The organism is Cupriavidus agavae, from assembly GCF_004217045.1.
Taxonomy (GTDB): Bacteria; Pseudomonadota; Gammaproteobacteria; order Burkholderiales; family Burkholderiaceae; genus Cupriavidus; species Cupriavidus agavae.
Window position 1 is genome coordinate 69019 of the sequence record NZ_SGXM01000005.1, and the last position, 24505, is coordinate 93523.

Consider the following 24505-nt stretch of genomic DNA (forward strand, 5'->3'; position numbering starts at 1 on the left):
TCTGGTCAAACAGAACCATCGAATGGGGGATGTCATGAAAAATAGGTCCGTGCGGACGCGCCTGTCCCTGGGCGCTGCCGCGGTGTTGGTTGGCGTGTGGGGAACGGCGATGGCCACCGGCATGGTGCCCGAGACGTCGGTCGTGCTCGTCAACGAGGCGGACGGCGAGTCGACGATGAACGTGAAGAACAGCGAAGCGTCGCCGCAACTGCTGTACACGTCGGTGAACCACATCGACGAGGACAAGGAGGAACTGGTGGTCGTCACGCCGCCGGTGGCCCGCGTCGAAGCCAACGAGACCCAGGTGGTGCGGTTCATCCTGCGCAACAAGACTCCGCTGAAGACGCAGCGGTTGGCGCGTGCGGTGTTCGAGGGCATTCCGCCGCGCACGGCACGGCCCGGCGACGCGCGCGTCACGATGACGGTGCGCCAGGACCTGCCGCTGGTGATCCACCCCAAGGGCCTGCCGATGGAGCGCGAGCCCTGGAAGAAGCTGCGCATCAGCCTGACCGGCACCGAGTTGCTGGTCGAGAATCCGAGCCCGTACGTGGTGCGGCTGTCGCAGTCGGTGCTGCTGCAGCCGGGCGGAGAGACCGCCGAGTTGCCGCGTCCCTACGTGCTGCCCGAAACGACGGTGCGCGTGCCGCTGAAGAGCGCGCCGTCCGCGCCGACCGCACTGCGGCTGGCGCCGGCCACGCTGTACGGCTTCGCGGTCGACTTCTACGACGCCCCCCTGTCGACCGCCCCGGCCACGCCGGGCAAGCCTGCCCCGTCCGCAGCCAAATGACCGGGTGGATGACGAATGCTCCGACAAGTTTGCAGGTCGCGTGCCGCGTCGGGCCCGCGTCCGGGTCCGTCGCGCGGCAGGCAGTGCTGCGGCTCACCCGCTCCATCGGAAAACCTGCCATTCCGGCGCTCCCGGCTGACCACGCTGGTGCTGGCTTCGCTGCTGGCAGGCAGCGGGGCGCTCGCCTGGGATCGCAGCCACGCTGCCACCGCGCCGGAGGGTGATGCCGAGGATGCCGGCGCGAGGCGGCTGACAGCCCCGGCGCCGCCGCCTTCCCAGTCGGATGCACCAGCGTCAACGGTGGCACCTGAATCGGTGGAGCCGGGCGCGACAGCCTCCGGCGGCAACGCTCCGGACACGCCGCCGGACCCTCCACCCGCCACGTCCGGCACCAATCCGCCAGCCGCTCCGCCTGCCGCCGCGCCCGGTGCCGGCGTGACCGACTTCGATCTCGACATGCTGAAGTCGCGCGGCATCGATCCGCGCGTGGCCGACTATTTCATGGAAGGGGCGCGGTTCTCGCCGGGGGTGACGCTGGTGTCGCTGAACGTGAACGGCAAGTCGAAGGGATCGGCCATGGTGCGTTTCGACGAGAAGGGCAAGCTGTGCTTCGACGCCCGCTTTCTCGAACGCGCGGGACTGCGCATGCCGGGCCGGAGTGTCGAGGCAAGGGCCGAGGGGACAGACGAGGCCGAGGCGGCCGACGCACTGAAGACCGACGTTTCCGCGCTGCACGCGACGCCTCCGCCGGTCGACGGATGCCTCGACTTCCGTGCGGCGTGGCCGGCCACGGTCGTGACGCTGAAGCCGAACTCCGCGACAGTGGACCTGCTGGTGCCGACCGACGCCCTGCAGATGGAGTCCGGCGCGCAGAGCGACTTCCACACCGGCGGCACGGCGGCGCTGCTCAACTACGACCTGCTCGCCACGCGCAGCCATACCGATGGGTCGACCACGCGCTATTTTTCGGCGGCCAACGAGTTCGGCTTCAATGCCGGCGACTGGATCATCCGCAACCGCAACATGTACAGCAACGACGGGAACACGTCGGATTTCTCGCATCTGTACGCGTATGCGCAGCGGACGTTCGCCCGGCAGGAAGCCGTGTTCCAGGCGGGCGAGATCAATGTCGGCAATTCGATCTTCCCGGGGCCGTCGATCGTCGGGGCGCAGTGGTTCCCGGAGATGGCGCTCAGGCGCGACACCGGCCCCGGGACCAGTATCGACGGCATTGCCCAGACGCAGGCCCGGATCGAGGTCCGGCAGGCGGGCACGGTCATCTACACGACAATGGTGCCGCCGGGGCCGTTCACGCTGACCAACGTGCCGCTGCTCAACGGCAGCAACGACGTGGAGGTGACGGTCATCGAGGCCACCGGCGATTCGCGCCGCTTCACGGTGCCGGCCGCCCAGCTCAATTCCGGATCGCTCGGGGTGACGCCGGGCTACGCGCTCGCCGTCGGCAAGCTGCGCGAACTGGGCGGCGATGCGCTGGTCAAGCCCTGGATGGCGACCGCCACGGGCACCTGGCGCGCCGCACGCAATATCGGGCTGACCGGCGGGCTGATGGTGGGCACGCAGTATCAGGGGGCGGGCTTCGGCGTCGATGCGCGGGTGTTCGCCAATACCACGAACCTGAGCCTGCGCACGCTGCTCTCGAACGCCACGCGCGAGAACCTGCGTGGCGGGCAACTGACGGCATCGGCGTCGTCGACGCTGGGCCCGATGTTCAGCATCAACGGCACCGTCACGCAGGAGACGCCCGGCTACCGCTCGCTGACGGACACGACGCTCGACACGACGGCGGACTGGATCTCGTCGCATTACCGGGGCCAGTACACGGCGGGCGTGTCGTTCAACCATCCCGCCCTGGGCGGGATGACGGTCAACTACAACCGCTCGGTGCTGTTCAGCCACGAAACCACGCAGCGCATCACGGCATCGTGGGGCAAGACGTTCAAGTACGCCACGGTGTCGCTGAGCCTGGAGAAGGGCATCGGCGGGGGCAGTTCGGATACCGGCAACTCGGTCTATTTCAGCGTCTCGATACCGCTGGGCAAGCGCAGCGTGCGCGCCTATGTCAACCGCATCAGCGGGGAGACGCGGCCGGGCGTGACCTACAACGACGCGGTCAGCGACATCTTCAACTACAGCCTCAACGCCGAGGGCCGTCCGTCGGACAACTCTGCCGCGGGCTCGGCCAATGCCTCGATCACGCCGTACTACACCCGCCTGAACCTCGGGGTGTCGCAGTATGGGTCAGACAGCACCTCGTACAACGCGTCGCTGACCGGCGGGCTGGTGGCACACCGGCACGGCGTCACATTTTCGCCATATCCGGTGGGCGATACCTTCGGCATCGCCTCGCTTGGCGACGTCTCGGGCATCAAGATCGCCACGCCGCAAGGACCGGTGTGGACCGACCCATGGGGCCAGGCGGTGATCTCGAATGCGCCGGCCTATGTGACCAGCAGCGTGGAGATCGCCACCCGGACGCTGCCGCGCAATATCGATGTGACCAACGCGTTTCGCCAGATCCGTCCGGGGCGCGGCTCGGTCAGCTTTGTCGACTTCGATGTGATCAAGGTGCGCCGGCTGTTGCTGCACACCGTGGACGACACCGGACAGCCGCTGCCGCGCAATGCCACCGTGGTGGACGCCGAAGGTACTTTCCTGACCACGGTGCTCAACGACGGCTCGATCTTCCTTTCGAATACCGCCGCGGCCGGGGGCATGCAGGTGATCCGGGCGGATGGCACCGCCTGCGCCCTCGATTTCAAGATGCCGATGACGCAGGACCTGAACGCCTATTTCGACGAGGTGAACGCTGTCTGCAAGCCCGTGGACAAGCCGGTCGCCGAACAGCCATTGAAGTGAAAACGAATCCAGATCAAAGCAAATGCCGCCGCAGCCTCCGGCCGGCCCTGGGCTGCGGCCTGTGGCTGCTGGCGCTCGGCGCCCACGGTCAGGTAACGATCGGCGCGCCGCCGCCTGCCGTGCCAGGCGAAACCTGCCAGCTGTCGCTCAGTGAACCCGATATCGACTACGGCGGCCTGACGCGCGGGCGGATGCAGGAGCACGGCGCCCAGGCCTATTCCCTCGGAAAGCGGAGGCTGATGCTGAATGTGAACTGCCGGACGCCGGTCCGGATCGGCATCCGGCTGCAGGCGCCGGCGGCCGGGCAGGACTACGCGTTCGGCTCGCTGGGCCGGGTGGGCGTACGGCTGGAACGGGCCCAACTCGACGGCCACAGCGTCATGGTGGGCACCGCCGATACGCCGGGCACGTTGCCGGCGGCCTACGGGCCGTCCGCGCCGCTGACGCCGGGCCGCGTCGTGGTACCGGTGCAGGGCGGCGGGCTCGTCACGGGATCGCGTTTTTCGGCAAATATCGAAGTCGACCCGTTCCTGCCACAGGATGCCGCACGGGTCCGGAACCGCACGCCGTTCGAAACCAACGGCACGTTCGAGGTGATCTGGGAGTAGCGGCCGGAGCAGCGCCGGCGCCGCAATAGTTGCGGTGCCGCCATGGTCTTTCGCACTGCGTCACGGTGTGGCGGAATTCGTGGCATGCTCGTGTCGCGTCGCCCTCTCGCCCGAGGGGGCGCGCCGTACAACCCCCGCATGGAGGTGTGCCATGGCAGCGCGACTTCTCCCCCAGTTTCCCGCTAACGAACAGCAGGACATCGAGGCCGTCTTCCGGCAGGTGGGTCTTGCTCCCCAGGAATTCGAGATTTCAGACGTGAACGGCACGTCGTCACGCAAGGTGACCGTGCGACGGCAGCGGACCGGCGCGGAAAGCGTCTATGACGCCGGGCCCGGCACGACCTGGGTCGAGGAGTTCGAGAGCGACCTCGAATGCGGGTTGTTCGGGCAGATTTCCGTGTGACGCGGCGGCGCGGCCGTCAGTGCCGCGCCCGCTCCGGACTCCGGCCGACGATGGCCGCCCCGGCAATCAGTTCCTTCATCAGCGCCAGCGAGGCCGCGCCCGGCATGCGGTAGGGGTCCAGTTCACCCTGCGCCGAGTACTTGAGCAGCATCGCCGCGTTGATCTTGCTGGCGTTGACGCGCCCCATCGACCACCCCGCGAATGCCCGTTCGCTGATTTCCTCGTAGTGCAGCAGCACCACGTCGTGGTGCCGCTTGTCGCGGCCGATGTTGAGGTACAGGCGCGAGACCGCTTCGCGGCTGCCTTCCAGCGCCTGCAGAAACACGTCGTTGCTGTGGCACAGCACGCCCGTGATGCCGTGGCGCGGATTCTCCGCGAGGCTGGTGTCGAGGATGGCGTCGAGCACGTCGGCCTGGAGCGGCTCGCGCGCGCGGCTGGCGTAAAGCAGGCGAACTAGCATCGGGTCCCCCGTTCAGCGGCGATTCAGGTTCAGCAAGGTGAGGAATTCGCGGCGCAGCTTGTCGTCCTTGAGGAACGAGCCGCGCATGACGCTGTTGGTCATGCGGGCGTCGGTGTCGCGCACGCCGCGCCAGTGCATGCAGAAATGCTCGGCCTCCATGACGATGGCCAGGCCGTCCGGATTCATCTTTTCCTGCAGCAGGTCTGCCACCTGGGCCACGGCTTCCTCCTGGATCTGCGGCCGGCACATGATCCACTCGGCCAGCCGCGCGTACTTGGACAGCCCGATCAGGTTCGAGTGGCGGTTGGGCATCACGCCTACCCAGAGGCTGCCGATGATCGGGCAGAGGTGGTGCGAGCAGGCACTGCGCACGCGCATGGGCCCCACGATCATCAGTTCGTTGAGCTGCTCGACGTTCGGGAATTCGGTGACCTCGGGCGGCTTGGCATAGCGGCCGGCGAAGATCTCCTTGAGGTACATCTTGGCGACGCGGCGGGCCGTCTCGCGCGTGTTGTGGTCCTGGTCGACGTCGATCACCAGCGTGCGCAGCACCTCTTCCATGCGCGCTTCGACCTCGGCCTGCAGGGCGTCCAGTTCGCCATGCTCGATATGGCGCGCGATATTGTCGTTGGCGTGGAACCGGTCGCCGGAAGCGGCGATGCGTGCCCGGATGCGGTCGGAGACCGGGGTGGGCGCGGCGTGCTTGCTGGCGTCGGGGTGGTCCTTGTGTGACATGTCTGGGCGCTGGCGGTCAGGTGGTGGAAGGCGCGGTGCGCGGTGCTTCACTATATGGCAGTTGGCGTAGGGCGACAACTTGCCCGCCCCGGCCCCTGCCTCAACGCAGTACGGCCAGCGCCGGCAGCAGCGCCAGCGGCATCACGATGGCGCCCGTCTTCAGGAACGTGCCGGCGCCGATGTTGTGCCCCTCGCGCCGCAGCGCGGTCAGCCACAGCAGCGTGGCGAGCGAGCCCGTGACAGACAGGTTCGGCCCCAGGTCCACCCCGATCAGCACGGCGGCCGTGACGGTGTCCGAAGCGTGGCCGGCGGCCAGCGCCGACGCGGCAAACAGCCCGGCCGGCAGGTTGTTGACCACGTTGGAGACGAGTCCCACCAGCACACCGGCGACTCCGGCGCCGGCCACCGCGGCTGCACCGTCGCGCGTGGACAGCTCGCGCACCCAGTACGCGAGCTGGTCGGTCAGGCCGGTCTGCGACAGGCCAGCCACCAGCACGAACAGGCCCGCCACCATCGGCAGCACGCCCCACGAGACTTCCGTGACGGCCGGGCGCAGCAGGCGGGGCTGCGTGGCGCAGACCACGGCCAGCGTGGCGGCACCGCCCAGGAACGTGGGCCAGCCCAGGTCCTTGCCGTGCAGCGACGCGGTCAGCAGCGCGGCGCCGGTCAGCACGATGCCGGCCGTGGTCAGCCAGGCCTGCAGCGAGAGCGGCGGGGTCTCCACGTCCTCGGCGATGCGCTCGGCCAGCGCCTCGCGCTGGGTCCAGTACAGCGCCAGGAAGGTCATGACGATGGCGACGATCGAGGGCAGCGTGAAACGCGCGAGCCAGCCCAGCAGCGGGGGCATGCGCTCGCCGAACAGCACCAGGTTGGCGGGGTTCGAGATCGGCAGCACGAAGCTGGCGGCGTTGGCGATGAACGCACAGGCGTAGAGGTAAGGCAGCGGATGCCGGACCCGGGCGGCGCGCGTGGCGGCCAGCACGGCCGGCGTCAGCACCACGGCCGTGGCGTCGTTCGACATGAACGCGGTGACCGCGATGCCGAAGCCATAGACCAGCACGAACAGCCGCCGCGCCGAGCCCCGGGCGCTGCGCACGGCCAGTGCGGCCACGTGGTCGAACAGGCCCGTCTTGCGCGCGAGTTCCGAGATCAGCATCATGCCGGCCAGGAACAGGTAGACGTCGTTGCCGCGCGCCACGGCGGACAGCGCGTCGCGCCACGGCAGCAGCCCGGCCACGCACAGCAGCAGCGCGCCGCCCATCGCCCAGAACGGTTCGGGCAGGCGGAACGGGCGGAACAGCACGCCGGCCGTGGCCAGCGCGGCAACGGCCCAGATCAGCGGCGTGGCATAGGCGGACATCTGCGCGGCGGCGAGCATCAGAGCGGAGCGTTGGGAGAGGGCGCGGCGGGGGTTGCGGTCGTCCCGGGCGCGCCGAGCGAGGCCGGCGTGGGCCCGGCTGCGGTGGGTACCGGACTGGCGGTATCGGGCGTCAGCGCCGGCACCGCAGGCGGAGGCGGGAAGCCGAGCGCGGCGATGCCATGCACGCCATCGGCGTTCTCGGCATAGGCCCAGTCATTGTTCAGCCGCGCCAGTTGCGGCGGGGCGGGGAAGCTGGCGTCGGGCACCCCGGCCAGGCGCCCTTCCATATAGGCGGCCCAGATCGGCAGCGCGGTAGTGGCGCCGAACTCGTGGCGGCCCAGGCTGCGGTTGTCGTCGAAGCCCATCCACGCCACGGTCACCAGTTGTCCGGCGTAGCCGGCGAACCAGCCGTCGACGGCATCGTTGGTGGTGCCGGTCTTGCCGGCCACATCGTCGCGGCGCAGGTAGCGCTTCACGCCGTTGGCGGTGCCTTCGTCCACCACGCTCTGCAGCAGGCTGTTCATCACGAACGCATTGCGCGCCGAGATCACGCGCGGCGGTTCGGCGTCATCGGCAGCGTCGGCGGAGAACAGCACGTTGCCGTCGCCATCGGTGATCTTCTCGATCAGGTACGGCTCCACCCGGTGGCCCTGATTGGCGAAAACGCCATAGGCGGCCGCCAGCCGCAGCGGCGACGTGGTGCCGGTGCCGAGCGCCATGGGCAGGTAGGGCGGCAGCCGTTTGGCCGAGAAGCCGAACTTGCCGGCAAAGTCGATCGCATAGGGAATGCCGATGGCCTGCAGCGTGCGGATGGCCGGCAGGTTGCGCGATTCGGCCAGCGCCTGGCGTACCGTGATGGGCCCCACGAAGCGGTGGTCGTCGTTCGACGGGCTCCAGCGCGGCGAATTTTCGAGCGGCGCGTCGTTGATCAGCGTGCCGGGCGAGAGGCCGCGTTCGAGCGCCGCCGAGTAGATGAACGGCTTGAAGGTGGAGCCCGGCTGGCGTTGGGCCTGCGTGGCGTGGTTGAAGCGGCTGGCGGCAAAATCAGCGCCTCCGACCATTGCCTCGATCGCGCCGGTCTGGGCGTCCAGCGAGACCAGCGCCGCCTGCGGCAGGGCGGGCGCGGCGGCCTTGCCGGCGCCGTGCCGCTTGCCGTAGCGCTCCAGCCCGGCCTGCACGGCATCGTAGGCCAGCGTCTGGTGCACCGAGGTGATCGTGGTGTAGACGTTCAGGCCGCGCGTGTAGGCATCGTCGCCAAAGCGGTCGTGCGCCAGTTGGCGCGCCAGTTCGGCCACGTACTCGGCGTGGCCTTCGAACTGGCCGTTGGCGTCGCGCACCACGTCGAGCGCAGCCGTGCGGGCCGTGCGGTACTGGTCCTGCGAGATCATGCCCAGCGCCAGCATCCGGCCCAGCACATATTCCTGGCGGCGCTTGGCGCGCGGCAGGTTGACCACCGGGTTCATCGTGGAAGGGGCCTTGGGCAGCCCGGCCAGCATGGCGGTCTCGGCCAGCGAGAGCTGCGCCAGCGGCTTGCCGAAGTAGGTCTGCGCGGCGCTGCCGAAGCCGTATGCGTGCTCGCCCAGGTAGACCTGGTTCATGTAGAGCTCGAGGATGCGGTCCTTGGGCAGCGAGCGGTCGATCTGCCAGGCCAGCAGGATCTCGTACCACTTGCGCGAGAGCGTCTTCTCGCGCGAGAGGTAGAAGTTGCGCGCCACCTGCATCGTGATGGTCGAGGCGCCCTGGGCGTAACCCTCGCCGATATTGGCCAGGGCGGCCCGCACCAGGCCGGGGATGTCCACGCCCACGTGGTGGTAGAACTGGTCGTCCTCGGCCGCCAGCAGCGCGTCGGCCATGGGCTTGGGCATCTGCTCGATCGGGATGAACTCGCGATGCTCGGTGCCGAACTCGCCGATCTGAACGTTATCGCGGGTGTAGATGCGCAGCGGCACCTGGGGGCGATAGTCGCGCAAGGCGTCGACCGGGGGCAGTTGCCGCAGGCTGACCACGGCGGCAAATCCGGCAACCAGCACGCCGGCGGCGCCCAGCGCCGCCGTCAGGCCAACCGCCCTGACTACGATTTTTTTCATGGCGCGCATTCTACCGTGCGGCAGCCAGCGGCAACGGCTCTCCAGCCTCGGTTACGTCGTCGGGCGGCACCCCGTGCACGCGTAGAAGTGGTTGATGCGGCACCTGCCGGGCAAATTCGCAGAGCGCGAGCCACGTTTCCGGCCGTTCCACGATCGTATGGTGGTCGGTGCCCGGGATGGTTTGTACTGCCACCGGGCCGGGCCAGGCGGCCATCAGCCGCTCGGAGCACTCGTGCGGTACCACGTCGTCGGTCTCGGCCAGCAGCACCTTGGTGCTCTGCACCACCTTCTTGCAGTGCGCGATCGAGTCGAAATGGTGGCGCATCAGTTGGCGCAGCGGCACCAGCGGAAACCGCTTGCGCACGATTTCGAGCAGGGAATCATAGGGCGTGATCAGCTGCAGGCTCTCGAAATCCTGCAGGTCGGCCAGTTGGATCGCCACGCCGGTACCCAACGAGCGGCCTACCACGTGCACCCGCACGCCCGGGAAGGCGCGCCGGATGTGCAGCACGAACTGGCTGGCATCGGCCACGGCGGCGGCCTCGGACGGCATGCCATCGGAGTGGCCCAGGCCCCGGTAATCAAACGTGGCAAAGCCCATGCCGGGCGGCAGCCACTTCATGAAGTGCAGGGTCTCCAGGACATCTTCCCCGCGGCCCGGCAGGTAGAACAGCAGGTCGCGCACGCCCTCGTGGTCGGCATGGTAGGTGTAGCCGCGGAACAGGCCGCCCGGCACGGGGTGCGAATAAGCCTCGATGCCTTCCGGCAGGTCGCCGGGCGGGCGGCGGCGCGCATCGAACAGCAGGCGCTCCTGGTTCAGGGCAAGGTAGGTCCAGTAACTGACAAAGCCGGCCGCCGTGACGAGCGTGGCGGCCAGGGTCCTGCGAAGAATCGACGATGACATGGGGCGAGAGTAGATCACTGGGCTGGCCTGCCCAGACTATCCGAAAATCCGGCGATGCGGCGTTGGACACCACAGGGCGGCCGCGAGTTCTTGTACGATATGCCGCATATCGGGAGGACCGTTGCATGAACGACGAACAGAAACGCGCCGAGGAGGCGCAGACCATGGAGCGCGTGGTCGCCGCCACGCGCCAGGTGCAGGTGGCTTTCACCGCGCTGCAGAGCCAGTACCCGCCCGAGGGCAGCGGCAAGCCCTCGAAGATCGCGCTGCAGACGTTCGACGCCGCCTTGCAGGCGCTCGAAGATGCGCAGGCGGCGTTCGACGAGGTGTTGAACGACTTGCTGGACGGGAACCGGTAGGCGCCGGCCCCCGTGCCAGTGCCTTATTCCAGCCGGAATCCCGCCTCCTTCACTGCCGCCGAATCGAATCCCACCTGCACGTTGAAGTCGCCCGGCTCGGCCACGTACTCCAGCTTCGCGTTGTAGAACTTCAGCATCGCCTCGTCGATCGGGAAGTCGATCGTGCGGGATTCGCCCGGCGCGAGCATGACCTTGCGGAAATCCTTGAGCTCCTTGAGCGGCCGGATCGTCGAGGCCACCACGTCCTGCAGGTAGAGCTGCACCACGGTCTCGCCGGCGCGGTCGCCGGTGTTCTTCACCGTGACGCTGGCGGTCAGCCGGCCGCCACGGGACAGCTTGTTGCCGGAGAGCCGCACGTCCGACATGCTGAATGTCGTGTAGCTCAGGCCGTAGCCGAACGGGTAGAGCGGGCCGTAGTCTTCCTCGAAATACTGCGAGGTGTAGTTCGGCGCCTTGCCGGGCGTGAACGGTCGGCCGATGCGCGGAGCGTTGTAGTACGAAGGCAGCTGGCCCAGCGAGCGCGGGAAGGTCAGCGGCAGCTTGCCGGACGGGTTTTCGTCGCCGAACAGCACGTCGGCGATGGCGTGGCCGCCTTCGGTGCCGGCGTACCAGGTTTCCAGGATCGCGTCGGCGTTTTCCTTCTCCCAGTTGATCGTCAGCGGGCGCCCGTTCATCAGCACCACCACCAGCGGCTTGCCGGTGGTCTTCAGCGCGCGCAGCAGCAGTTGCTGGCTGCCGGGCAGGCCCAGGCTGGACCGGCTCGACGCCTCGTGCGACATGCCGCGTGTCTCGCCCACGGCCACCACGATGGTGTCGGCGCCGCGCGCCACGCGCACCGCTTCCTCGATCATGTCGCCGGCCGAGCGCTTGTCCTGCACCACTTCGGGGTTGTCCCAGTTCAGGAAGTTCAGGTAGCCCACCACGCGCGGGTCGTCGGTGATATTGGCGCCGCGTGCGGTCACCACGGTGCCCTTGCCGGCCAGCGCGTCGCGCATGCCCTGCAGCAGCGTGACCGACTGCTTCGGCTTGCCGCCGGCGGACCAGCTACCCATCATGTCGATCGGGGCGTCGGCCAGCGGGCCGATCACGGCCACGGTGCCGGCCTTCTTCAGCGGCAGCGTGCGGTTGTGGTTTTCCAGCAGCACCAGCGACTTGCGGGCGATCTGGCGCGCTTCGGCGCGGTGCAGGCGGCTTTCGGCGTCCACATCGGCCGGATCGTCCGCGGCCTTGCCAATGCGGCGGAACGGGTCGGCAAACAGGCCCATGTCGTACTTGGCGCCGAGCACCTCGCGTACCGCCTCGTCCAGGATGCTCGCGGGCACCTCGCCCGATTTCACGAGCGACGGCAACTGTTCGAGATAGCGTGAGTCAGCCATGCTCATGTCCACGCCGGCCTCGATGGCCAGCTTCGCGGCCTCGCGTCCGTTGCGCGCCACGCCGTGGCGCAGCAGTTCGTCGATGGCGCCGTGGTCGCTGACGGTCACGCCCTTGAAACCCCACTCCTTGCGCAGCAGGTCGCGCAGCAGCCATTTGTTCGAGGTGGCCGGCTGGCCGTTGACCGAATTGAGCGCGATCATCACGCCGCCGGCGCCGGCTTCGAGCCCCGCGCGGTACGGCGGCAGGTAGTCCTGGTACATGCGCTGCAGGCTCATGTCCACGGTGTTGTAGTCGCGCCCGCCTTCCACGGCGCCATACAGCGCGAAATGCTTGACGAAGGCCATCACGCTGTCAGGGTTGGCCGGCGACGACCCCTGGAAGCCCCTGACGCTGGCGCGCGCGCATTGCGAGACGAGGTGCGGATCTTCGCCAAAGCCCTCCGAGGTGCGGCCCCAGCGCGGATCGCGCGAGATATCGACCATCGGCGCGAAGGTGGCATCGACGCTGTCGGCCGAGGCCTCGATGGCCGAGACACGCGCGGCCTTCTCCACCACGGCCATGTCCCAGCTCGACGCCAGCCCCAGGCTGATCGGGAACACGGTGCGGTGGCCGTGCACCACGTCGTAGGCGAAGAACATCGGGATCTTCAGGCGGCTGCGCATGGCGGCCTCCTGCAGCGGACGGTTCTCGGCGCGGTTCACCGAGTTGAAGGTGCCGCCTACGCGGCCGGCGGCCAGCTCCTGCATCAGCTGCTTCGCCGGCATTTCCGGACCGATGCTGATCAGCCGGAGCTGGCCGATCTTCTCCTCGGTCGTCATGCGCGCGACGAGGTCGTTGATGAACGCCTGCTTGTCGGCCTGCGGCGCGCCGGCAGGGGCGGGCAGGGCGGCAGTTGCGGTGGCGGCAGGAGCGGCGCCGGCAAACATGGGCGCACAGGCAAGGCTGGCGGCCAGCGCCAGCGAGGAAAGCATTCGCATTGTTCGTAGTCTCTGATGGGCAGACTGCCGATGGCTCCGGACGGATTTCCGGATGGTGGCCCGCCATGGTGCGGCAGGCGCGGTTCCCCGGCTGTCGCCGCGCGTCTGACAGGCGCGTCGGGCGAAATCGGTTATTTTTCTGAACTGCGCCGCAAGTTTACAGCCTTACGGTGCCCAGGCCGCGCCTGAAATGGCCGTCTGTTGGCTTTTTTCCCGTTTTTGCCTCGCCGAACCAAGGAGATAGATTGGTGCTTGCCGTCTTTGTCGCCCGCCGCGCCGCGTCGTTTCGTAACAGGTTGCAAATTGCCTTGCCGGGCGTCGCCCTGGCTGGCTGCCTGTTCGGCGTCGCCCCCGCCCATGCGTTTTCACTCGATGACGTGACTGCGCGCGCAAAGAAGCTGGCCGGGCAGCCGTATGCGGCGCCCGTCAGCAACCTGCCGCCGGTCTTTGCCAGGATGCAGTTTGCGGACTACATCAAGATCCAGCCGAAGATGGACCAGGTGGAATGGAAGGGCGATGCCACGCCGTTCAAGCTTGGTTTCTACCACCAGGGCATGCATTTCAGCACCCCGGTGCGCATCAGCGAGGTGGTGGACAACCGTGTGCAGGAAATCCGCTACGAGCCGGGCCGCTTCGATTTCGGCGATCTCAAGCTGGACCGCGCGGCCACCAACAAGCTCGGCTACGCGGGCTTCCGCGTGATGTACCCGGTCAACCGCGCCGACAAGCTCGACGAAGTCATGAGCGTGCTCGGCGCCAGCTACTTCCGCGTGATCGGCAAGGGGCAGGTCTACGGGCTGTCGGCCCGGGGGCTGGCGATCAATACGGGGCTGTCGGAGCCCGAGGAATTCCCGGCCTTCCGCGAGTTCTGGATCGAGCGCCCGAAGCCGCAGGACAAGCACCTGGTGTTCTACGCGCTGCTCGATTCGCAGAGCGCCACCGGCGCCTACCGCTTCGAGCTGCGTCCGGACAACAACGCCGTGCTCAAGGTGCAGGCGCGCGTGTTCATGCGCAACCCGGTCAAGAAGCTCGGCATCGCGCCGCTGACCAGCATGTTCCTGTTCGGCCCGAACCAGATGCGCGACGCCAACAACTTCCGCCCGGCGCTGCACGATTCCAACGGCCTGTCGATCCACACCGGCGACAACGAGTGGATCTGGCGGCCGCTGAACAATCCGAAGTACGTGGCGCTCAGCATGTTCCAGGTGAACAACCCGCGCGGCTTCGGCCTGATGCAGCGCGGCCGCGAGTTTGCCGCGTACGAGGACCTCAAGGACCGCTACGACCTGCGTCCGAGCGCCTGGATCGAGCCGCAGGGCGACTGGGGCCGCGGCAAGGTGGAGCTGGTGGAGATTCCCACGCCCGACGAGACCAACGACAACATCGTGTCGTTCTGGACCCCCGACCAGCTGCCGCCCAAGGGCACGCCGATCAAGGCCGACTACACCATTCACTGGACCATGGATGAGCGCGGCGCGGTCACGAAGGACCTGGCGTGGGTGAAGCAGACGCTGCGCACGGCCGGTGAGATCACGCAGGCCAACCTGATCCGGCATCTGGACGGCAGCCTCGGCTTCCTGGTGGATTTCGAAGGCGGCCCGCTGGCTGACCTGCCGCCCAACGCGCCGGTCCAGGCGTCGTTCAGCGTGGGCGACAACGCCGAGGTGATCGAGAACGTGCTGCAGCCGAACCCGGTGACCAAGGGCTACCGTGCAACGCTGCGCATCAAGGTCAAGGACCCCAATAAGGTGGTGGAAATGCGCGAGGCGCTGGTGCTCGACGGCAAGCAGGTCTCGGAGACCTGGAGCTACCAGATTCCGCCGGGCACCGCGCTGTCCACGCCGTCGCAGGCGGTCAAGTAAGGCGGCGCGCTCAGCCGCGCCGCTGCGCCCGCACCTGTGCGCGCAGCGGCGCGAGCAGGTGCGACAGGCCGTTGTGGTCCAGCTCGTGCATCAGCGCGAGCAGCCGGCCGATTTCGCCGGGCGGAAATCCCTCCCGTGCGAACCAGTTCAGGTAGTTGCCGGGCAGGTCGGCGATCAGCGTGCCCTGATGCTTGCCGAACGGCATTTCACGGGTCACGAGCAGCAGCAGGGCGTCGCCGTCGGGCAGCATGGCGGACATCTCAGGGACGGTGGAGCGCGCATTGTAGCGCCCCACCGCGCGGCATCCGTGGCGGCCCCTAGTTGCAGGCCGTGCCCGGCACCGGCTTGCCGGAGTTGGTGATGCCCTGGCAGGCGTCGCCGGCCACCAGCGGCGCGTCGCCCGACTGCGGCGGCGGCAGCCTGAGCCGGCCGGCCACGGTGCAGCACGAGCGCGGCGCGGCCTGCGGGGCCAGGTGCGTGGCCGTGGTCATCGTGGGCGGCGCCATGGCGGCCGCCGCGCGTGACGAGCCGTTCGACGATGCCGGCGTGGACGGCGCCCTGGCCGATGTGGCGCCTTCGGTGCCGCTGCCGGCGCCGGCGGCGGACGCGGCGGCGTCGGCATCGGGCGCCATGCACATGCCCATGTGGCAGATGCGCTCGCCCTTGCACTGCATGTCGAACTGGCATCCCTGGGCGGCTGCGGGCGCCGCCCACGCCAGGCCTATCGCTGCGATCAGCATTGCACTACGCCGGAACATATCGCCTCCCACACGTTGTCCGAGCGGCGTTCCGGCCCTCTGGCCATCGCGCAGACGGTACGCGGGCGCCGCATGCCTTCAGCATAGGGCGGGCGCATTTTGGGCGTTCCGGGCTCTGTGTCCTGGCCCACACGGGTGCCCTGGCGCCCGCATGGCGCCGTGGCCGACCTCGGCAGCGTTCGGCGTTTTGCTTCACAATAGCGCCTTTGCCGTACCCCTTTACGCCGTACCGAGACACGCTGGAGCCCCCGAGGCCGGACGCAAGATCCGCCCGTCAGCGCGCGGCGCAAAGTCTTGTTCGATGTCTCGCGCCCTCTCTACATGTCAGCACCCTCCGGAAATTTCGACGCTCTCCCCGACCTTGCGCTCTCCCCCGGCGACACCCCGCGCGACCGTGCCGCCGACCGCCGCGCGCTGCTGGCGCTGGGCGTCGGCAGCTTCGGCATCGGCACCGGCGAGTTCGTCATCATGGGCCTGCTGCCCGACGCCGCACGTGACCTGGCGATCACCATCCCCGAAGCGGGCCACCTGATCAGCGCCTACGCGCTGGGCGTGGTGGTCGGGGCGCCGCTGCTGGCCGTGCTTGGCGCCCGCTGGCCGCGCCGCAACCTGCTGATCGCGCTGATGGCGTTCTTCGCGCTCGGCAACTTCGCCAGCGCGCTGGCGCCCGATTACCTGTCGATGGCGGCCGTGCGGCTGCTGACCGGCTTTCCGCACGGCACGTACTTTGGCGTGGCCGCGCTGGTGGCCGCCAGCCTCGTGGCGCGCGAGCGCCGCGCGCAGGCGGTGGGGCTGGTGATGCTCGGGCTGACCACGGCCACGCTGGTCGGGGTGCCGATTGCCGCCGGTATCGGCACATGGCTCGGCTGGCGCTGGGCATTCGTGATCGTCGGGGCCATCGGCGCGCTGACCGTGCTGCTGGTGTGGCGCTGGGTGCCGTTCGTGCCGGCCGACCGCCACGCCAGCCCGCTGCGCGAGCTGTCGGCGCTGGCGCGCAAGCAGGTGTGGTTCACGCTCGGCATCGGCGCCATCGGCTTTGGCGGCATGTTCGCCGTGTTCAGCTACGTCAAGCCGACCATGCTCGAAGTGGCGCACATGCCCGCCAGCGGTATCCCGATCGTGCTGGCGCTGTTCGGCGTGGGCATGGTGGCCGGCAACCTCGTCGGGGCAAAGCTGGCCGACCGGGCGCTGATGCCCACGGTGGGCGGCGTGCTGGTGTGGTCGGCGCTGGTGCTGGGCGCGTTCGTGTTCACGGCGCCCTACCCGTGGCTGGCGTCGCTCAATGTGATGCTGGTGGGTACGGCCGTCGCGCTGGGGCCGCCGCTGCAGATCCGCCTGATGGACGTGGCCGGCGATGCGCAGACGCTTGCAGCGGCACTGAACCACTCGGCGTTCAACCTGGCCAATGCGCTCGGCGCGTGGCTGGGCGGCGTGACCATCGCGGCCGGCATGGGCTTCACGTCCACGGGCTGGGTCGGGGTGCTGCTGGCGCTGGGCGGCCTGGCGGTCTTTGCCTGGTCGCTGACGAGTTCGCGGCGCTGCGACCTTACGGTGCCGGCCTGACAGCCTGGCCGTCTCCGCCCGCGGGAGCGCCATGCTCCCGCGCGGCCGCATCGATCACGCGATGCACGAATTCGAGCTTGGCCACCACCGTGGGCGAGAGCGCGAACGGGTAGCCATCGGGCACGCCCAGGCTGCGGTTCAGGCTGTTCAGCACATAGGTCAGCGGGAACCAGCGGTTCATCAGGCTGCGGAAGGTGGCGTCCTCGACCGGTGTCTGGTCGGTCAGCGTGGGTTCGTCGGGGCTGTCCGGCTTCAGGACCAGTCCACATGACACGGCGGTGTCGAGCGTATCGACCATATGGAGGTAGTGGGCCCAGGTCTCGGCCCAGTCTTCCCACGGGTGCATCGTGGCGTAGCCGCTGATATACGACTCCTGCCAGTTGGCCGGCGGCCCCTCGGCGTAGTGGCGCTGCAGGGCCGCCGCATAGTCCGCCCGCTCGTCGCCGAACAGCTTGCGGAACGGCTCCAGGCGCCGGGTGCCGGCGATCAGGCGGCTGAAGTAGTAGTGGCCCACCTCGTGCCTGAAATGCCCCAGCAACGTCCGGTACGCCTCGCCCAGCTGGGTGCGGGTCTGCTCGCGACGGGCGTCGTCGGCTTCGGCCAGGTTGATCGTGATGCGGCCGCTGTCGTGGCCGGTCATGATGGCCTGGTGCGGGCCCGTGGCGGCCAGGAAGTCGAACTGGAGGCCCGAGTCGGGGTCGTCGTCGCGCGAGACCACGGGTAGTTGCAGCGACAGCAGCGTATGGAGCAGCCGCCGCTTGGCGGTTTCCAGCCGGTACCAGAGCAGCCGGTTGTCGGGGACGTCGAGGTTGGGGATGGTGTGCGTGAGCTGGCACGCCTCGCAGAGCGGGCCGCTGTCTTCGGCCGGGACCATCCAGTTGCAGACGGCCTCCACCCGGTAGTTATGGCAGCGGCGGAACATGGCGCCGCTGGCCTCGGGATGGAGGCTGCGCCATCCTGTCTCGTCATCGCCCTCGAACGCGGCGATCTGCGACAGCGCCGGGATGAAGCCCAGCGTCGCCTGGCACCGCTCGCAGACGGTGTTCTCGAAGAACACCACGTTGCCGCAGCGGTTGCAGTGGAACGTCTTCATGGCGCCGGCTCCGACGGGTTCCCGAATGCCAGAGATGGTGCCCCGCCGCCGCCGCCGCCGCAACCGGGCGCCGTCCTACAGGGGTCGGCGCCCGTCCGGATCAGAAGAACGAGTCGTCGTTCTGGGTGCCGTCGTCGACGTAGTCGTCGAGGCCGTTGTCCAGGTTGCCGTTGTCGAGGTTGCCGTTATCGGCCAGCAGGTTGTTGTTGCCGTTGCTGCCCGTGCCGTCGTCGCCGTAGAAGTTGTTGACGACCGTCTCGCCCGGCGCCGATTGCCCGCCGCCGAACAGGCCACCCCCGCCGCTGCCGTGATGGAACAGCCCTTCGATACCCTGGAACAGCATCGCGCCGCCGGCCACGCCCGCAGCGGTGGTGGCGATCGACCCCAGCGTGCCGCCGAGCCCGCCGCCGCCCAGGAAGCCGCCGCGCGCAGGCTGGGCTGGCGCGGCCTGGTACTGGGGCTGCTGGGGTGGCTGATATTGGGGCTGCTGCGGGTACTGCGGGGGCTGGTACTGCGGCGCGGCCTGCTGCGGATAGCCGCCCGCCGTGCGGCCGGCGCTGGCGCCCCAGGCCGAGTCGCTGTCGGCAAAACCGCGCGATCCGCCAGCCTGGGCAGACCGGGCCGCCTGTAGCTGGCCCTGCAGCGCCTGGATCTGCGCCTGCGCGTTGTCCAGCGCGCGGTCCTGCATGATGGCGCGTACCACCAGCAGGTAGGCGGTGTCGGGCTGGCGCGCGGCGGCGTCGGCAATCAGCGCGGCGGCCTGCGGGTCCTTGGCTTCGGCGCGCGCCTGCGTAAGCTGGCTCAGGAAGGCTTCCAGTGCTTGAGCGTCTTGGGGGGTCATGGCGTCACCTTTATCGGTTCGGTTGCGGTACGGCTCCAATCTAGGGCCGCAAACTTAAACGAGGCTTAAGGCCGGAGATCGAGGCCAAGGGTAAGGCAGCGCGCCGTGCCGGGTTTGCCGCGCTACACTTTGTTTTTCATTTCACCGCCGCCACCATGACCGGACGCCGCTCGCTCTATCCCGCCATCGAACCCTACGAGACCGGCACGCTGGACGTGGGCGACGGCCATGTCCTGTACTACGAGCGCGTGGGCACGCGCGGCGCCAAGCCGGCCGTGTTCCTGCACGGCGGTCCGGGCGGCGGCATCTCGCCTGACCATCGGCGGCTGTTCGACCCGGCGCGCTACGACCTGCTGCTGTTCGACCAGCGCGGCTGCGGGCAATCCACGCCGCATGCCTCGCTGGAGGCCAATACCACCTGGCACCTCGTGGACGATATCGAGAAGCTGCGGGCGTTGGCCGGCGTGGAGCGCTGGCTGGTGTTCGGCGGCTCGTGGGGCTCCACGCTGGCGCTGGCCTATGCCGAGACGCATCCGCAGCGCGTCAGCGAACTGGTGCTGCGCGGCATCTACACGGTGTCGCAGGCGGAACTGGACTGGTACTACCAGTCCGGCGTGTCGGAGATGTTTCCGGAGAAATTCGCGCGCTTCCAGGCGCCCGTGCCCGAGGCCGAGCGCGGCAACATGATGGCGGCCTACCGCAAGCTGCTGACCGGGGCGGACGAAGCCAGGCAGATCGAGGCGGCCCGCGCGTGGAGCCTCTGGGAAGGGGAGACCATCACGCTGCTGCCGAACCCCGACAACAGCGCCAAGCACGACGAAGGCCACTTCGCGCTGGCCTTCGCGCGGATCGAGAACCACTACTTCACGCATCTGGGCTGGCTGGAGGACGGGCAGTTGCTGCGCGATGCCCACAAGCTGGCCGGCATTCCCGGCGTGATCGTCCATGGCCGCTACGACATGCCGTGCCCGGTGCGCTACGCCCACGCCCTGCATCAGGCCTGGCCCGACGCCGATTTCCACCTGATCGAGGGCGCCGGCCATGCGTGGACCGAGCCCGGCATCATGGACCAGCTGCTGGCCGCCACCGACCGCTTTGCCGCCAATCCGAGGAAATAGTCTATTGGCCAGAAGGAGGCCGGGCAGGTCATGGCAACCGAACGGTCGTGCGCCTATACTGGGTTTTTGCTGCGCCGCAACAATGTCTGCAACGTCTGGAGACATGCACACATCGATGTGGCGCGGAGTGAACTCAGCGTTTGGAGAGCACGATGGTTCCTTGCGAACTCTGCAAGAACCTGCTGGGCCGACCCGGTTACGTTCCACCTCACCCGAAACTGTTACGTTCCGATAACGGCGCGCCGCGGGCCGAGCGCGCCGGCCAGCAGGTCTTTGTCTATACATGCCAGCACTGCCGGCAGGTGATTGCCCTGTCCACGCACGACGACGGGGCCGACTACTGGACCCGGCCCGAGCGCGCCGCGCGCTAGCGCCGCCCGCCTACATGCCCAGCGCCGCCATGTTTTCCACGCGCAGCGTCTGCGGTTCCGACAGCGAGATGTTGGCCGCGCGCAGCCGCTTGAGAATCTCGAACAGCAGGTCGCTCTTGGTGCCGGCCGCGATGCGCGGGCTGCTCACGTAGCCGGTCACGCTCAGCGTGATGCCGTTCGGCGCCAGTTGGCTGAACGTCACCGACGGCGCGGGAATGTCGAGGATCGTCTCGTGCTGGCGGTAGACGTCCAGCAGCAGGTCGCGCACGGCCTCGGGGTCGGTGTTGAGCGGGAAGGTCAGCTGCAGCGTGGCCACGCCCTGGGTGCTGTTGCTCATCGTGACGTTGCGCACGTTCTGCGAGATCAGCTGCGAATTGGGCACGATCACCGTGGAGCGGTCGCCCAGCTGGATCTCGGTGGCGCGCACGTTGATGCGGCGGATGTCGCCTTCCACGCCGGCCAGGCTGACCATGTCGCCCACCTTGACCGGGCGCTCGGTCAGCAGGATCAGTCCCGAGACAAAGTTCTTGACGATCTCCTGCAGGCCGAAGCCGATACCCACCGACAGCGCGCTGACGATCCACGCCAGGTTTTCCCATTTCACGCCGAGCAGCGACAGCGTCAGCAGCACCAGCAGCACGTAGCCCACGTTGCTGAACAGCGTGATCAGCGATGCGCGCAGACCGGGCTCCTTGCAGAGCTTGGGCAGCAGTTCGGCATCGAGCCAGCGCCGCACCGAGCGCAGCAGCCAGATGCCCACCACGAGCGCGATCACCGCGTTCAGGATGCGGTCCGGCATGATGTTCATGCTGCGCAGCTTCTCGCCCCCGAGCACGGTCAGCAGCGTGTTGAGCAGGTCCGCCGGCGTGGTGCCGAAGCCGCCGGTCAGCAGCGCCAGCACCGCCACGAGCAGCAGCAGGCTGGCGCCGATGCCGGACAGCACGGTCGAGACCTGCTCCAGGTGGCTGTCATCCACGCCGAACAGCTGCTTGATGATGCGCCCGCTGCGATGCTGGGCCGAGAACAGCGCCTCGCAGACGTCGCGCGTCAGTTGCGTCAGCAGGTACAGGCTGCACAGCACGATATCGAACCAGACCAGTTCGTAGGTCAGGAAGCGCGCGAAACTGATATAGCCCACCAGCAGCGCGCCGAACCCCACGATCACGATCAGCGTCACCGCCGCGTGGATCAGCCCGGCCAGCGTGGCGCGCTCCTCGGGCCGCTCGCCGGCGGCCACCAGTTCGCTGCGCACGCGGTTGGCGCGCAGCAGCGCCGCGCCGATCACGAGCACCACCACCAGCGATACCAGACCCCGGCCCAGCAGCGTGACCTGCACGCTGGTATCGGCCATGCGGTTGAACTGTTCGAGCGTGCCGGCCAGCAGCAACAGGCCGGCCAGCAGCGTGGGAAACGGCTTCATGGCCAGCGCCACCGGGTCCGCCAGCGCCGGCAGCCGCCATGACGGATGCTGCGTGCAGAGCAGGGCGCGCCCCAGCCCCGCGATCAGCGCACTGGTCATCGTCAGCTTGGCGATCTCGGCCATCAGGTCCTGCAGGCCGGCCGGCAGTTCCTCGCCGCCGGTGAACGCGGCATAGGCGATGCGCACCGCCAGCGCCGTGGTGACCACGGTGGTCAGCGCCGTGGCCAGCGCCAGCGCGCTGCGGCGCAGGCGGGTCTCGGGCAACTGGTGCAGGCAGAACCATGCCAGTCCGCGCTCCAGCAGCCGCCGGCCGAGCGACCACACGGCCAGCGCCAGACACAGCAGCAGGAGGGTCTTGCCGCGCTGGCCGGGCTCCCAGGCTACGCGCAGCACCGGCTTGATCTCGTCGGTGAAATTGCCCAGCCGCGTGCGGTCTTCCTCGCCAAGCCTGAACAGCGGCATCCAGAACGACGGGTTCAGGATGCTGTCCGAGCGCAGCGCGAGCTGGTCCTTGAGCCGGCTGCGCTGCAGCTTGGCCAACTGATCCTGCAGGTGGGCGATGTTGTCCTTGCTGTCGGCGGCCTGCTTCAGTTCGTCGTCGAGCTGCGCCTTGCGGGCATTGAGTTCGGCGCGCTGGCGCACCACGGCGGGCGCCTCGCGGGCCGTGGCGGCATCGGGCGGCGGGCCGAGCAGGTCGACCTGGGCCTGCAACTGCGCGCGCTGCGGCGTGAGCGAGGCGGTGAGCTTGTCGACATCCTCGTCGAGCTGGCGCAGCGTCTCGTTGAGATCGCCGAGGCGCAGGTCGCCCGAAGCGTTCGAAGCCAGTTGCTTGACGCGATCCTGCTCGGACTGCAGCCGCTTCAGCTCGGCCACGGCTTCGGCGTGGGTGAGGACGGGAATCTGCTGCGCTGCGGCCTCGGAGGCGGGCCGGGCCGCCGTTTCGGCAGCACCGGCAAAAGGCACTTGCAGCAGCGTAACAAGGACAAGGCTCATGACGAGCCAGGAGATACGACGCATGAGGGGGGCGCGGTGGTTGACCGGCCGGGAATTATAAGCAGCGGGGTGGGGTGGTTTCGGCCTCAGGCTGCACAGGCTCACATGCTGTTACATAATTGGGGCCGCATCAAACTCCAACCCACGCTTCATGAAGCAAGTTCTTTTGTCTTCGGCCATCAACCGCTTGTCCCCTCGCCCAACGCCTCTGCCGCAAGCGGGAGAGGGGAGCAAAATTGCGGTGCTGCTGGCGCTTGTCGCGCTTGCTCTCCCCACCCACGCCGCCGACCTCGCGGCCGGCCGCGACATCTTCGCCACCCGCTGCGCCTCGTGCCATCAGGTCGGCCCCTCGGCGCGTGCCGCATTCGGCCCGCAACTGAACGCGCTGAACGGACGGAGGGCCGGCGACACCGCCGGCTACCGCTATTCCGACGCCATGAAGACCTCGAAAGTGGTCTGGAACGACGACACGCTGCGCGCCTTCCTGCAATCCCCCGGCAAGGTCGTGCCCGGCACCAGGATGCGCTTCTGGGGCATGAGCAACGCGCGGCAGATCGACGATCTGCTGGCCTACCTGCGCACGTTCCAGTAGGTCAGGCCACGTGCGCTTCGAGGATCTCGACCATGCGCTGGGCCAGCGGCGACAGGTAGGCGCCGGCCCGTGACATGACGCCCACGCGGCGGCCCAGGTCCAGCGCGTCGGCGCGCAGCGCAATCGGCCGCAGGCTGGCGCGCTGGCTGTTGCCGGTGGCGCCGGCGATGCAGAGCATTTCGGTGCCGCGCACCAGATCGAACAGCGCCGTGCTGCTGAAATCGGTCTCCACGCGCAGGATCGGCTGTGGCAGGCCGAGGTCGGCGAAAGCGGCTTCGAGCTGCCGGCGCACCGGCACATGGGCGCCGGGGAGCAGCCAGTGCTGGCCCACCAGGTCGGCCAGGCCCAGGTTCTGGCGCCGGTGCAGCGGGTGGTTGTCGTCGGCCACCACGGCCAGCCGGTCCGTGAACAGTTCGCGGGAATCCAGCCTGCTGTTGGGCTGGCGCGGCAGGGGCGCCACGGCCAGGTCGATGTCGCCGGCCTGCACCAGATCCATCAGTTCGCCCGCCACGCGCATGGTCAGCCGCAGGCGTGCCACGGGCCGCTCGCGGATCAGCTGCTGGCAGGCGCCCAGCACCAGCCCGGTTGGCATCGACGGCGAGTAGCCCAGCCGCAGCAGGCCCTGCTCGCCGGTCTGGATGCCGCGCAGCTCCTTGTACGCATCCTCGAACTCAAGCTGGATGCGCCGCGCGCGTTCCAGAAACACCGTGCCGGCCTGCGTGACGCGCATGCCGAGTGGCGTGCGCTCGAACAACGGCAGTTCCAGTTGCGCTTCCACACGCTGGATCGCCTTGGTCAGGGCCGGCTGCGACATGCCGAGCGCCTCGGCCGCGCGGCCGATGCCGCCGTGTTTGCCCACCGCCAGCACATAGTCGAGATCGCGACTCTCCATCAGACATTCCTGTTGGTTATGCCTTCATTCCGAAGGCGGCATTGTGGTGATGCCAAGCATCTTACAGA

22 protein-coding genes are annotated in these 24505 nt (G+C 68.5%); 10 read left to right on the forward strand and 12 right to left on the reverse strand.

The window, feature by feature from the left end; all coding sequences use genetic code 11:
* Nucleotides 1–34 precede the first annotated feature (34 nt).
* From EV147_RS17980 to EV147_RS17995, 4 genes are all read left to right on the forward strand, one after another.
* Complete coding sequence (locus EV147_RS17980; protein WP_130392596.1) at nucleotides 35–787, forward strand: fimbria/pilus chaperone family protein; 753 nt, start codon at nucleotides 35–37, stop codon at nucleotides 785–787.
* Nucleotides 788–802: 15 nt separating this feature from the next.
* Nucleotides 803–3664 carry a fimbria/pilus outer membrane usher protein gene (locus tag EV147_RS17985; protein ID WP_130392597.1) on the forward strand — a complete coding sequence of 954 codons (2862 nt, stop codon included), beginning with the start codon at nucleotides 803–805 and terminating at the stop codon, nucleotides 3662–3664.
* Nucleotides 3661–4272, forward strand: a complete 612-nt coding sequence (locus EV147_RS17990) for a DUF1120 domain-containing protein (protein ID WP_130392598.1) — start codon at nucleotides 3661–3663, stop codon at nucleotides 4270–4272. The genes EV147_RS17985 and EV147_RS17990 overlap by 4 nt, the downstream gene beginning before the upstream one ends.
* A gap of 151 nt (nucleotides 4273–4423) precedes the next feature.
* Nucleotides 4424–4675: a hypothetical protein gene (locus EV147_RS17995; RefSeq protein WP_130392599.1), complete on the forward strand. Its 252-nt coding sequence runs from the start codon at nucleotides 4424–4426 to the stop codon at nucleotides 4673–4675.
* Nucleotides 4676–4691: 16 nt separating this feature from the next.
* On the opposite strand, the gene EV147_RS18000 is transcribed toward EV147_RS17995, so the two are convergent.
* From EV147_RS18000 to EV147_RS18020, 5 genes are all read right to left on the reverse strand, one after another.
* Nucleotides 4692–5135: a BLUF domain-containing protein gene (locus EV147_RS18000; RefSeq protein WP_130392600.1), complete on the reverse strand. Its 444-nt coding sequence runs from the start codon at nucleotides 5133–5135 to the stop codon at nucleotides 4692–4694.
* 12 nt (nucleotides 5136–5147) lie between these two features.
* Complete coding sequence (gene folE / locus EV147_RS18005) at nucleotides 5148–5870, reverse strand: GTP cyclohydrolase I (protein ID WP_130392601.1); 723 nt, start codon at nucleotides 5868–5870, stop codon at nucleotides 5148–5150.
* 100 nt (nucleotides 5871–5970) lie between these two features.
* Nucleotides 5971–7230, reverse strand: a complete 1260-nt coding sequence (locus EV147_RS18010; protein WP_130392783.1) for an arsenic transporter — start codon at nucleotides 7228–7230, stop codon at nucleotides 5971–5973.
* 17 nt (nucleotides 7231–7247) lie between these two features.
* Complete coding sequence (locus tag EV147_RS18015; protein ID WP_198680289.1) at nucleotides 7248–9317, reverse strand: PBP1A family penicillin-binding protein; 2070 nt, start codon at nucleotides 9315–9317, stop codon at nucleotides 7248–7250.
* A gap of 10 nt (nucleotides 9318–9327) precedes the next feature.
* Nucleotides 9328–10221, reverse strand: coding sequence for an alpha/beta hydrolase (locus EV147_RS18020; RefSeq protein ID WP_130392603.1), 894 nt, complete (start codon nucleotides 10219–10221; stop codon nucleotides 9328–9330).
* Between the two features lie 125 nt (nucleotides 10222–10346).
* Here EV147_RS18020 and EV147_RS18025 point away from each other — a divergent pair, with 125 nt between their 5' ends.
* The gene (locus EV147_RS18025; protein ID WP_130392604.1) at nucleotides 10347–10580 is read left to right on the forward strand and encodes a hypothetical protein; all 234 of its coding nucleotides are present in this window, start codon (nucleotides 10347–10349) and stop codon (nucleotides 10578–10580) included.
* A 23-nt stretch (nucleotides 10581–10603) separates the two neighbouring features.
* Here EV147_RS18025 and bglX read toward each other — a convergent pair whose 3' ends face one another.
* A complete protein-coding gene (gene bglX / locus EV147_RS18030; protein WP_198680293.1) occupies nucleotides 10604–12928 on the reverse strand; it encodes a beta-glucosidase BglX in 2325 nt (774 codons plus the stop codon).
* Nucleotides 12929–13242: 314 nt separating this feature from the next.
* On the opposite strand from bglX, the gene EV147_RS18035 reads away from it, so the two are divergent.
* On the forward strand, nucleotides 13243–14796 hold the full coding sequence (locus tag EV147_RS18035; RefSeq protein ID WP_130392606.1) for a glucan biosynthesis protein G: 1554 nt from the start codon (nucleotides 13243–13245) through the stop codon (nucleotides 14794–14796).
* A 10-nt stretch (nucleotides 14797–14806) separates the two neighbouring features.
* On the opposite strand, the gene EV147_RS18040 is transcribed toward EV147_RS18035, so the two are convergent.
* Nucleotides 14807–15046, reverse strand: a complete 240-nt coding sequence (locus EV147_RS18040; protein WP_130392784.1) for a DUF3820 family protein — start codon at nucleotides 15044–15046, stop codon at nucleotides 14807–14809.
* Nucleotides 15047–15113: 67 nt separating this feature from the next.
* Entirely contained in the window at nucleotides 15114–15536 is a 423-nt protein-coding gene (locus EV147_RS18045; protein WP_235844808.1) for a hypothetical protein, read from the reverse strand.
* A 339-nt stretch (nucleotides 15537–15875) separates the two neighbouring features.
* Between EV147_RS18045 and EV147_RS18050 the strand changes: the two genes are divergently transcribed.
* Entirely contained in the window at nucleotides 15876–17117 is a 1242-nt protein-coding gene (locus EV147_RS18050) for an MFS transporter (protein ID WP_130392608.1), read from the forward strand.
* Here EV147_RS18050 and EV147_RS18055 read toward each other — a convergent pair.
* The gene (locus EV147_RS18055) at nucleotides 17101–18210 is read right to left on the reverse strand and encodes a zinc-binding metallopeptidase family protein (protein WP_130392609.1); all 1110 of its coding nucleotides are present in this window, start codon (nucleotides 18208–18210) and stop codon (nucleotides 17101–17103) included. The two genes, EV147_RS18050 and EV147_RS18055, sit on opposite strands and share 17 nt — an antisense overlap.
* A 100-nt stretch (nucleotides 18211–18310) precedes the next feature.
* The gene (locus EV147_RS18060; RefSeq protein WP_130392610.1) at nucleotides 18311–19051 is read right to left on the reverse strand and encodes a DUF2076 domain-containing protein; all 741 of its coding nucleotides are present in this window, start codon (nucleotides 19049–19051) and stop codon (nucleotides 18311–18313) included.
* Nucleotides 19052–19206: 155 nt separating this feature from the next.
* On the opposite strand from EV147_RS18060, the gene pip reads away from it, so the two are divergent.
* Both pip and EV147_RS18070 read left to right on the forward strand, forming a co-directional pair.
* A complete protein-coding gene (pip, locus tag EV147_RS18065) occupies nucleotides 19207–20169 on the forward strand; it encodes a prolyl aminopeptidase (protein WP_130392611.1) in 963 nt (320 codons plus the stop codon).
* A 152-nt stretch (nucleotides 20170–20321) separates the two neighbouring features.
* Nucleotides 20322–20540 carry a hypothetical protein gene (locus EV147_RS18070; protein ID WP_130392612.1) on the forward strand — a complete coding sequence of 73 codons (219 nt, stop codon included), beginning with the start codon at nucleotides 20322–20324 and terminating at the stop codon, nucleotides 20538–20540.
* Between the two features lie 10 nt (nucleotides 20541–20550).
* On the opposite strand, the gene EV147_RS18075 is transcribed toward EV147_RS18070, so the two are convergent.
* Nucleotides 20551–22977 carry a DUF3772 domain-containing protein gene (locus EV147_RS18075; protein ID WP_130392613.1) on the reverse strand — a complete coding sequence of 809 codons (2427 nt, stop codon included), beginning with the start codon at nucleotides 22975–22977 and terminating at the stop codon, nucleotides 20551–20553.
* 217 nt (nucleotides 22978–23194) lie between these two features.
* Here EV147_RS18075 and EV147_RS18080 point away from each other — a divergent pair, with 217 nt between their 5' ends.
* Entirely contained in the window at nucleotides 23195–23545 is a 351-nt protein-coding gene (locus EV147_RS18080; RefSeq protein ID WP_235844809.1) for a c-type cytochrome, read from the forward strand.
* Between the two features lies 1 nt (nucleotide 23546).
* Here EV147_RS18080 and EV147_RS18085 read toward each other — a convergent pair whose 3' ends face one another.
* Nucleotides 23547–24437, reverse strand: coding sequence for a LysR family transcriptional regulator (locus tag EV147_RS18085; RefSeq protein WP_130392615.1), 891 nt, complete (start codon nucleotides 24435–24437; stop codon nucleotides 23547–23549).
* Nucleotides 24438–24505: the final 68 nt, after the last annotated feature.

Coding starts and splice junctions, on each gene's coding strand:
- EV147_RS17980 (WP_130392596.1), top strand. CDS start 35: ATGAAAAATAGGTCCGTGCGGACGCGCCTGTCCCTGGGCGCTGCCGCG.
- EV147_RS17985 (WP_130392597.1), top strand. CDS start 803: ATGCTCCGACAAGTTTGCAGGTCGCGTGCCGCGTCGGGCCCGCGTCCG.
- EV147_RS17995 (WP_130392599.1), top strand. CDS start 4,424: ATGGCAGCGCGACTTCTCCCCCAGTTTCCCGCTAACGAACAGCAGGAC.
- EV147_RS18000 (WP_130392600.1), bottom strand. CDS start 5,135: ATGCTAGTTCGCCTGCTTTACGCCAGCCGCGCGCGCGAGCCGCTCCAG.
- folE (WP_130392601.1), bottom strand. CDS start 5,870: ATGTCACACAAGGACCACCCCGACGCCAGCAAGCACGCCGCGCCCACC.
- EV147_RS18010 (WP_130392783.1), bottom strand. CDS start 7,230: ATGTCCGCCTATGCCACGCCGCTGATCTGGGCCGTTGCCGCGCTGGCC.
- EV147_RS18015 (WP_198680289.1), bottom strand. CDS start 9,317: ATGAAAAAAATCGTAGTCAGGGCGGTTGGCCTGACGGCGGCGCTGGGC.
- EV147_RS18020 (WP_130392603.1), bottom strand. CDS start 10,221: ATGTCATCGTCGATTCTTCGCAGGACCCTGGCCGCCACGCTCGTCACG.
- EV147_RS18025 (WP_130392604.1), top strand. CDS start 10,347: ATGAACGACGAACAGAAACGCGCCGAGGAGGCGCAGACCATGGAGCGC.
- bglX (WP_198680293.1), bottom strand. CDS start 12,928: ATGCTTTCCTCGCTGGCGCTGGCCGCCAGCCTTGCCTGTGCGCCCATG.
- EV147_RS18040 (WP_130392784.1), bottom strand. CDS start 15,046: ATGCTGCCCGACGGCGACGCCCTGCTGCTGCTCGTGACCCGTGAAATG.
- EV147_RS18045 (WP_235844808.1), bottom strand. CDS start 15,536: ATGCTGATCGCAGCGATAGGCCTGGCGTGGGCGGCGCCCGCAGCCGCC.
- EV147_RS18050 (WP_130392608.1), top strand. CDS start 15,876: ATGTCAGCACCCTCCGGAAATTTCGACGCTCTCCCCGACCTTGCGCTC.
- EV147_RS18055 (WP_130392609.1), bottom strand. CDS start 18,210: ATGAAGACGTTCCACTGCAACCGCTGCGGCAACGTGGTGTTCTTCGAG.
- EV147_RS18060 (WP_130392610.1), bottom strand. CDS start 19,051: ATGACCCCCCAAGACGCTCAAGCACTGGAAGCCTTCCTGAGCCAGCTT.
- pip (WP_130392611.1), top strand. CDS start 19,207: ATGACCGGACGCCGCTCGCTCTATCCCGCCATCGAACCCTACGAGACC.
- EV147_RS18070 (WP_130392612.1), top strand. CDS start 20,322: ATGGTTCCTTGCGAACTCTGCAAGAACCTGCTGGGCCGACCCGGTTAC.
- EV147_RS18075 (WP_130392613.1), bottom strand. CDS start 22,977: ATGCGTCGTATCTCCTGGCTCGTCATGAGCCTTGTCCTTGTTACGCTG.
- EV147_RS18085 (WP_130392615.1), bottom strand. CDS start 24,437: ATGGAGAGTCGCGATCTCGACTATGTGCTGGCGGTGGGCAAACACGGC.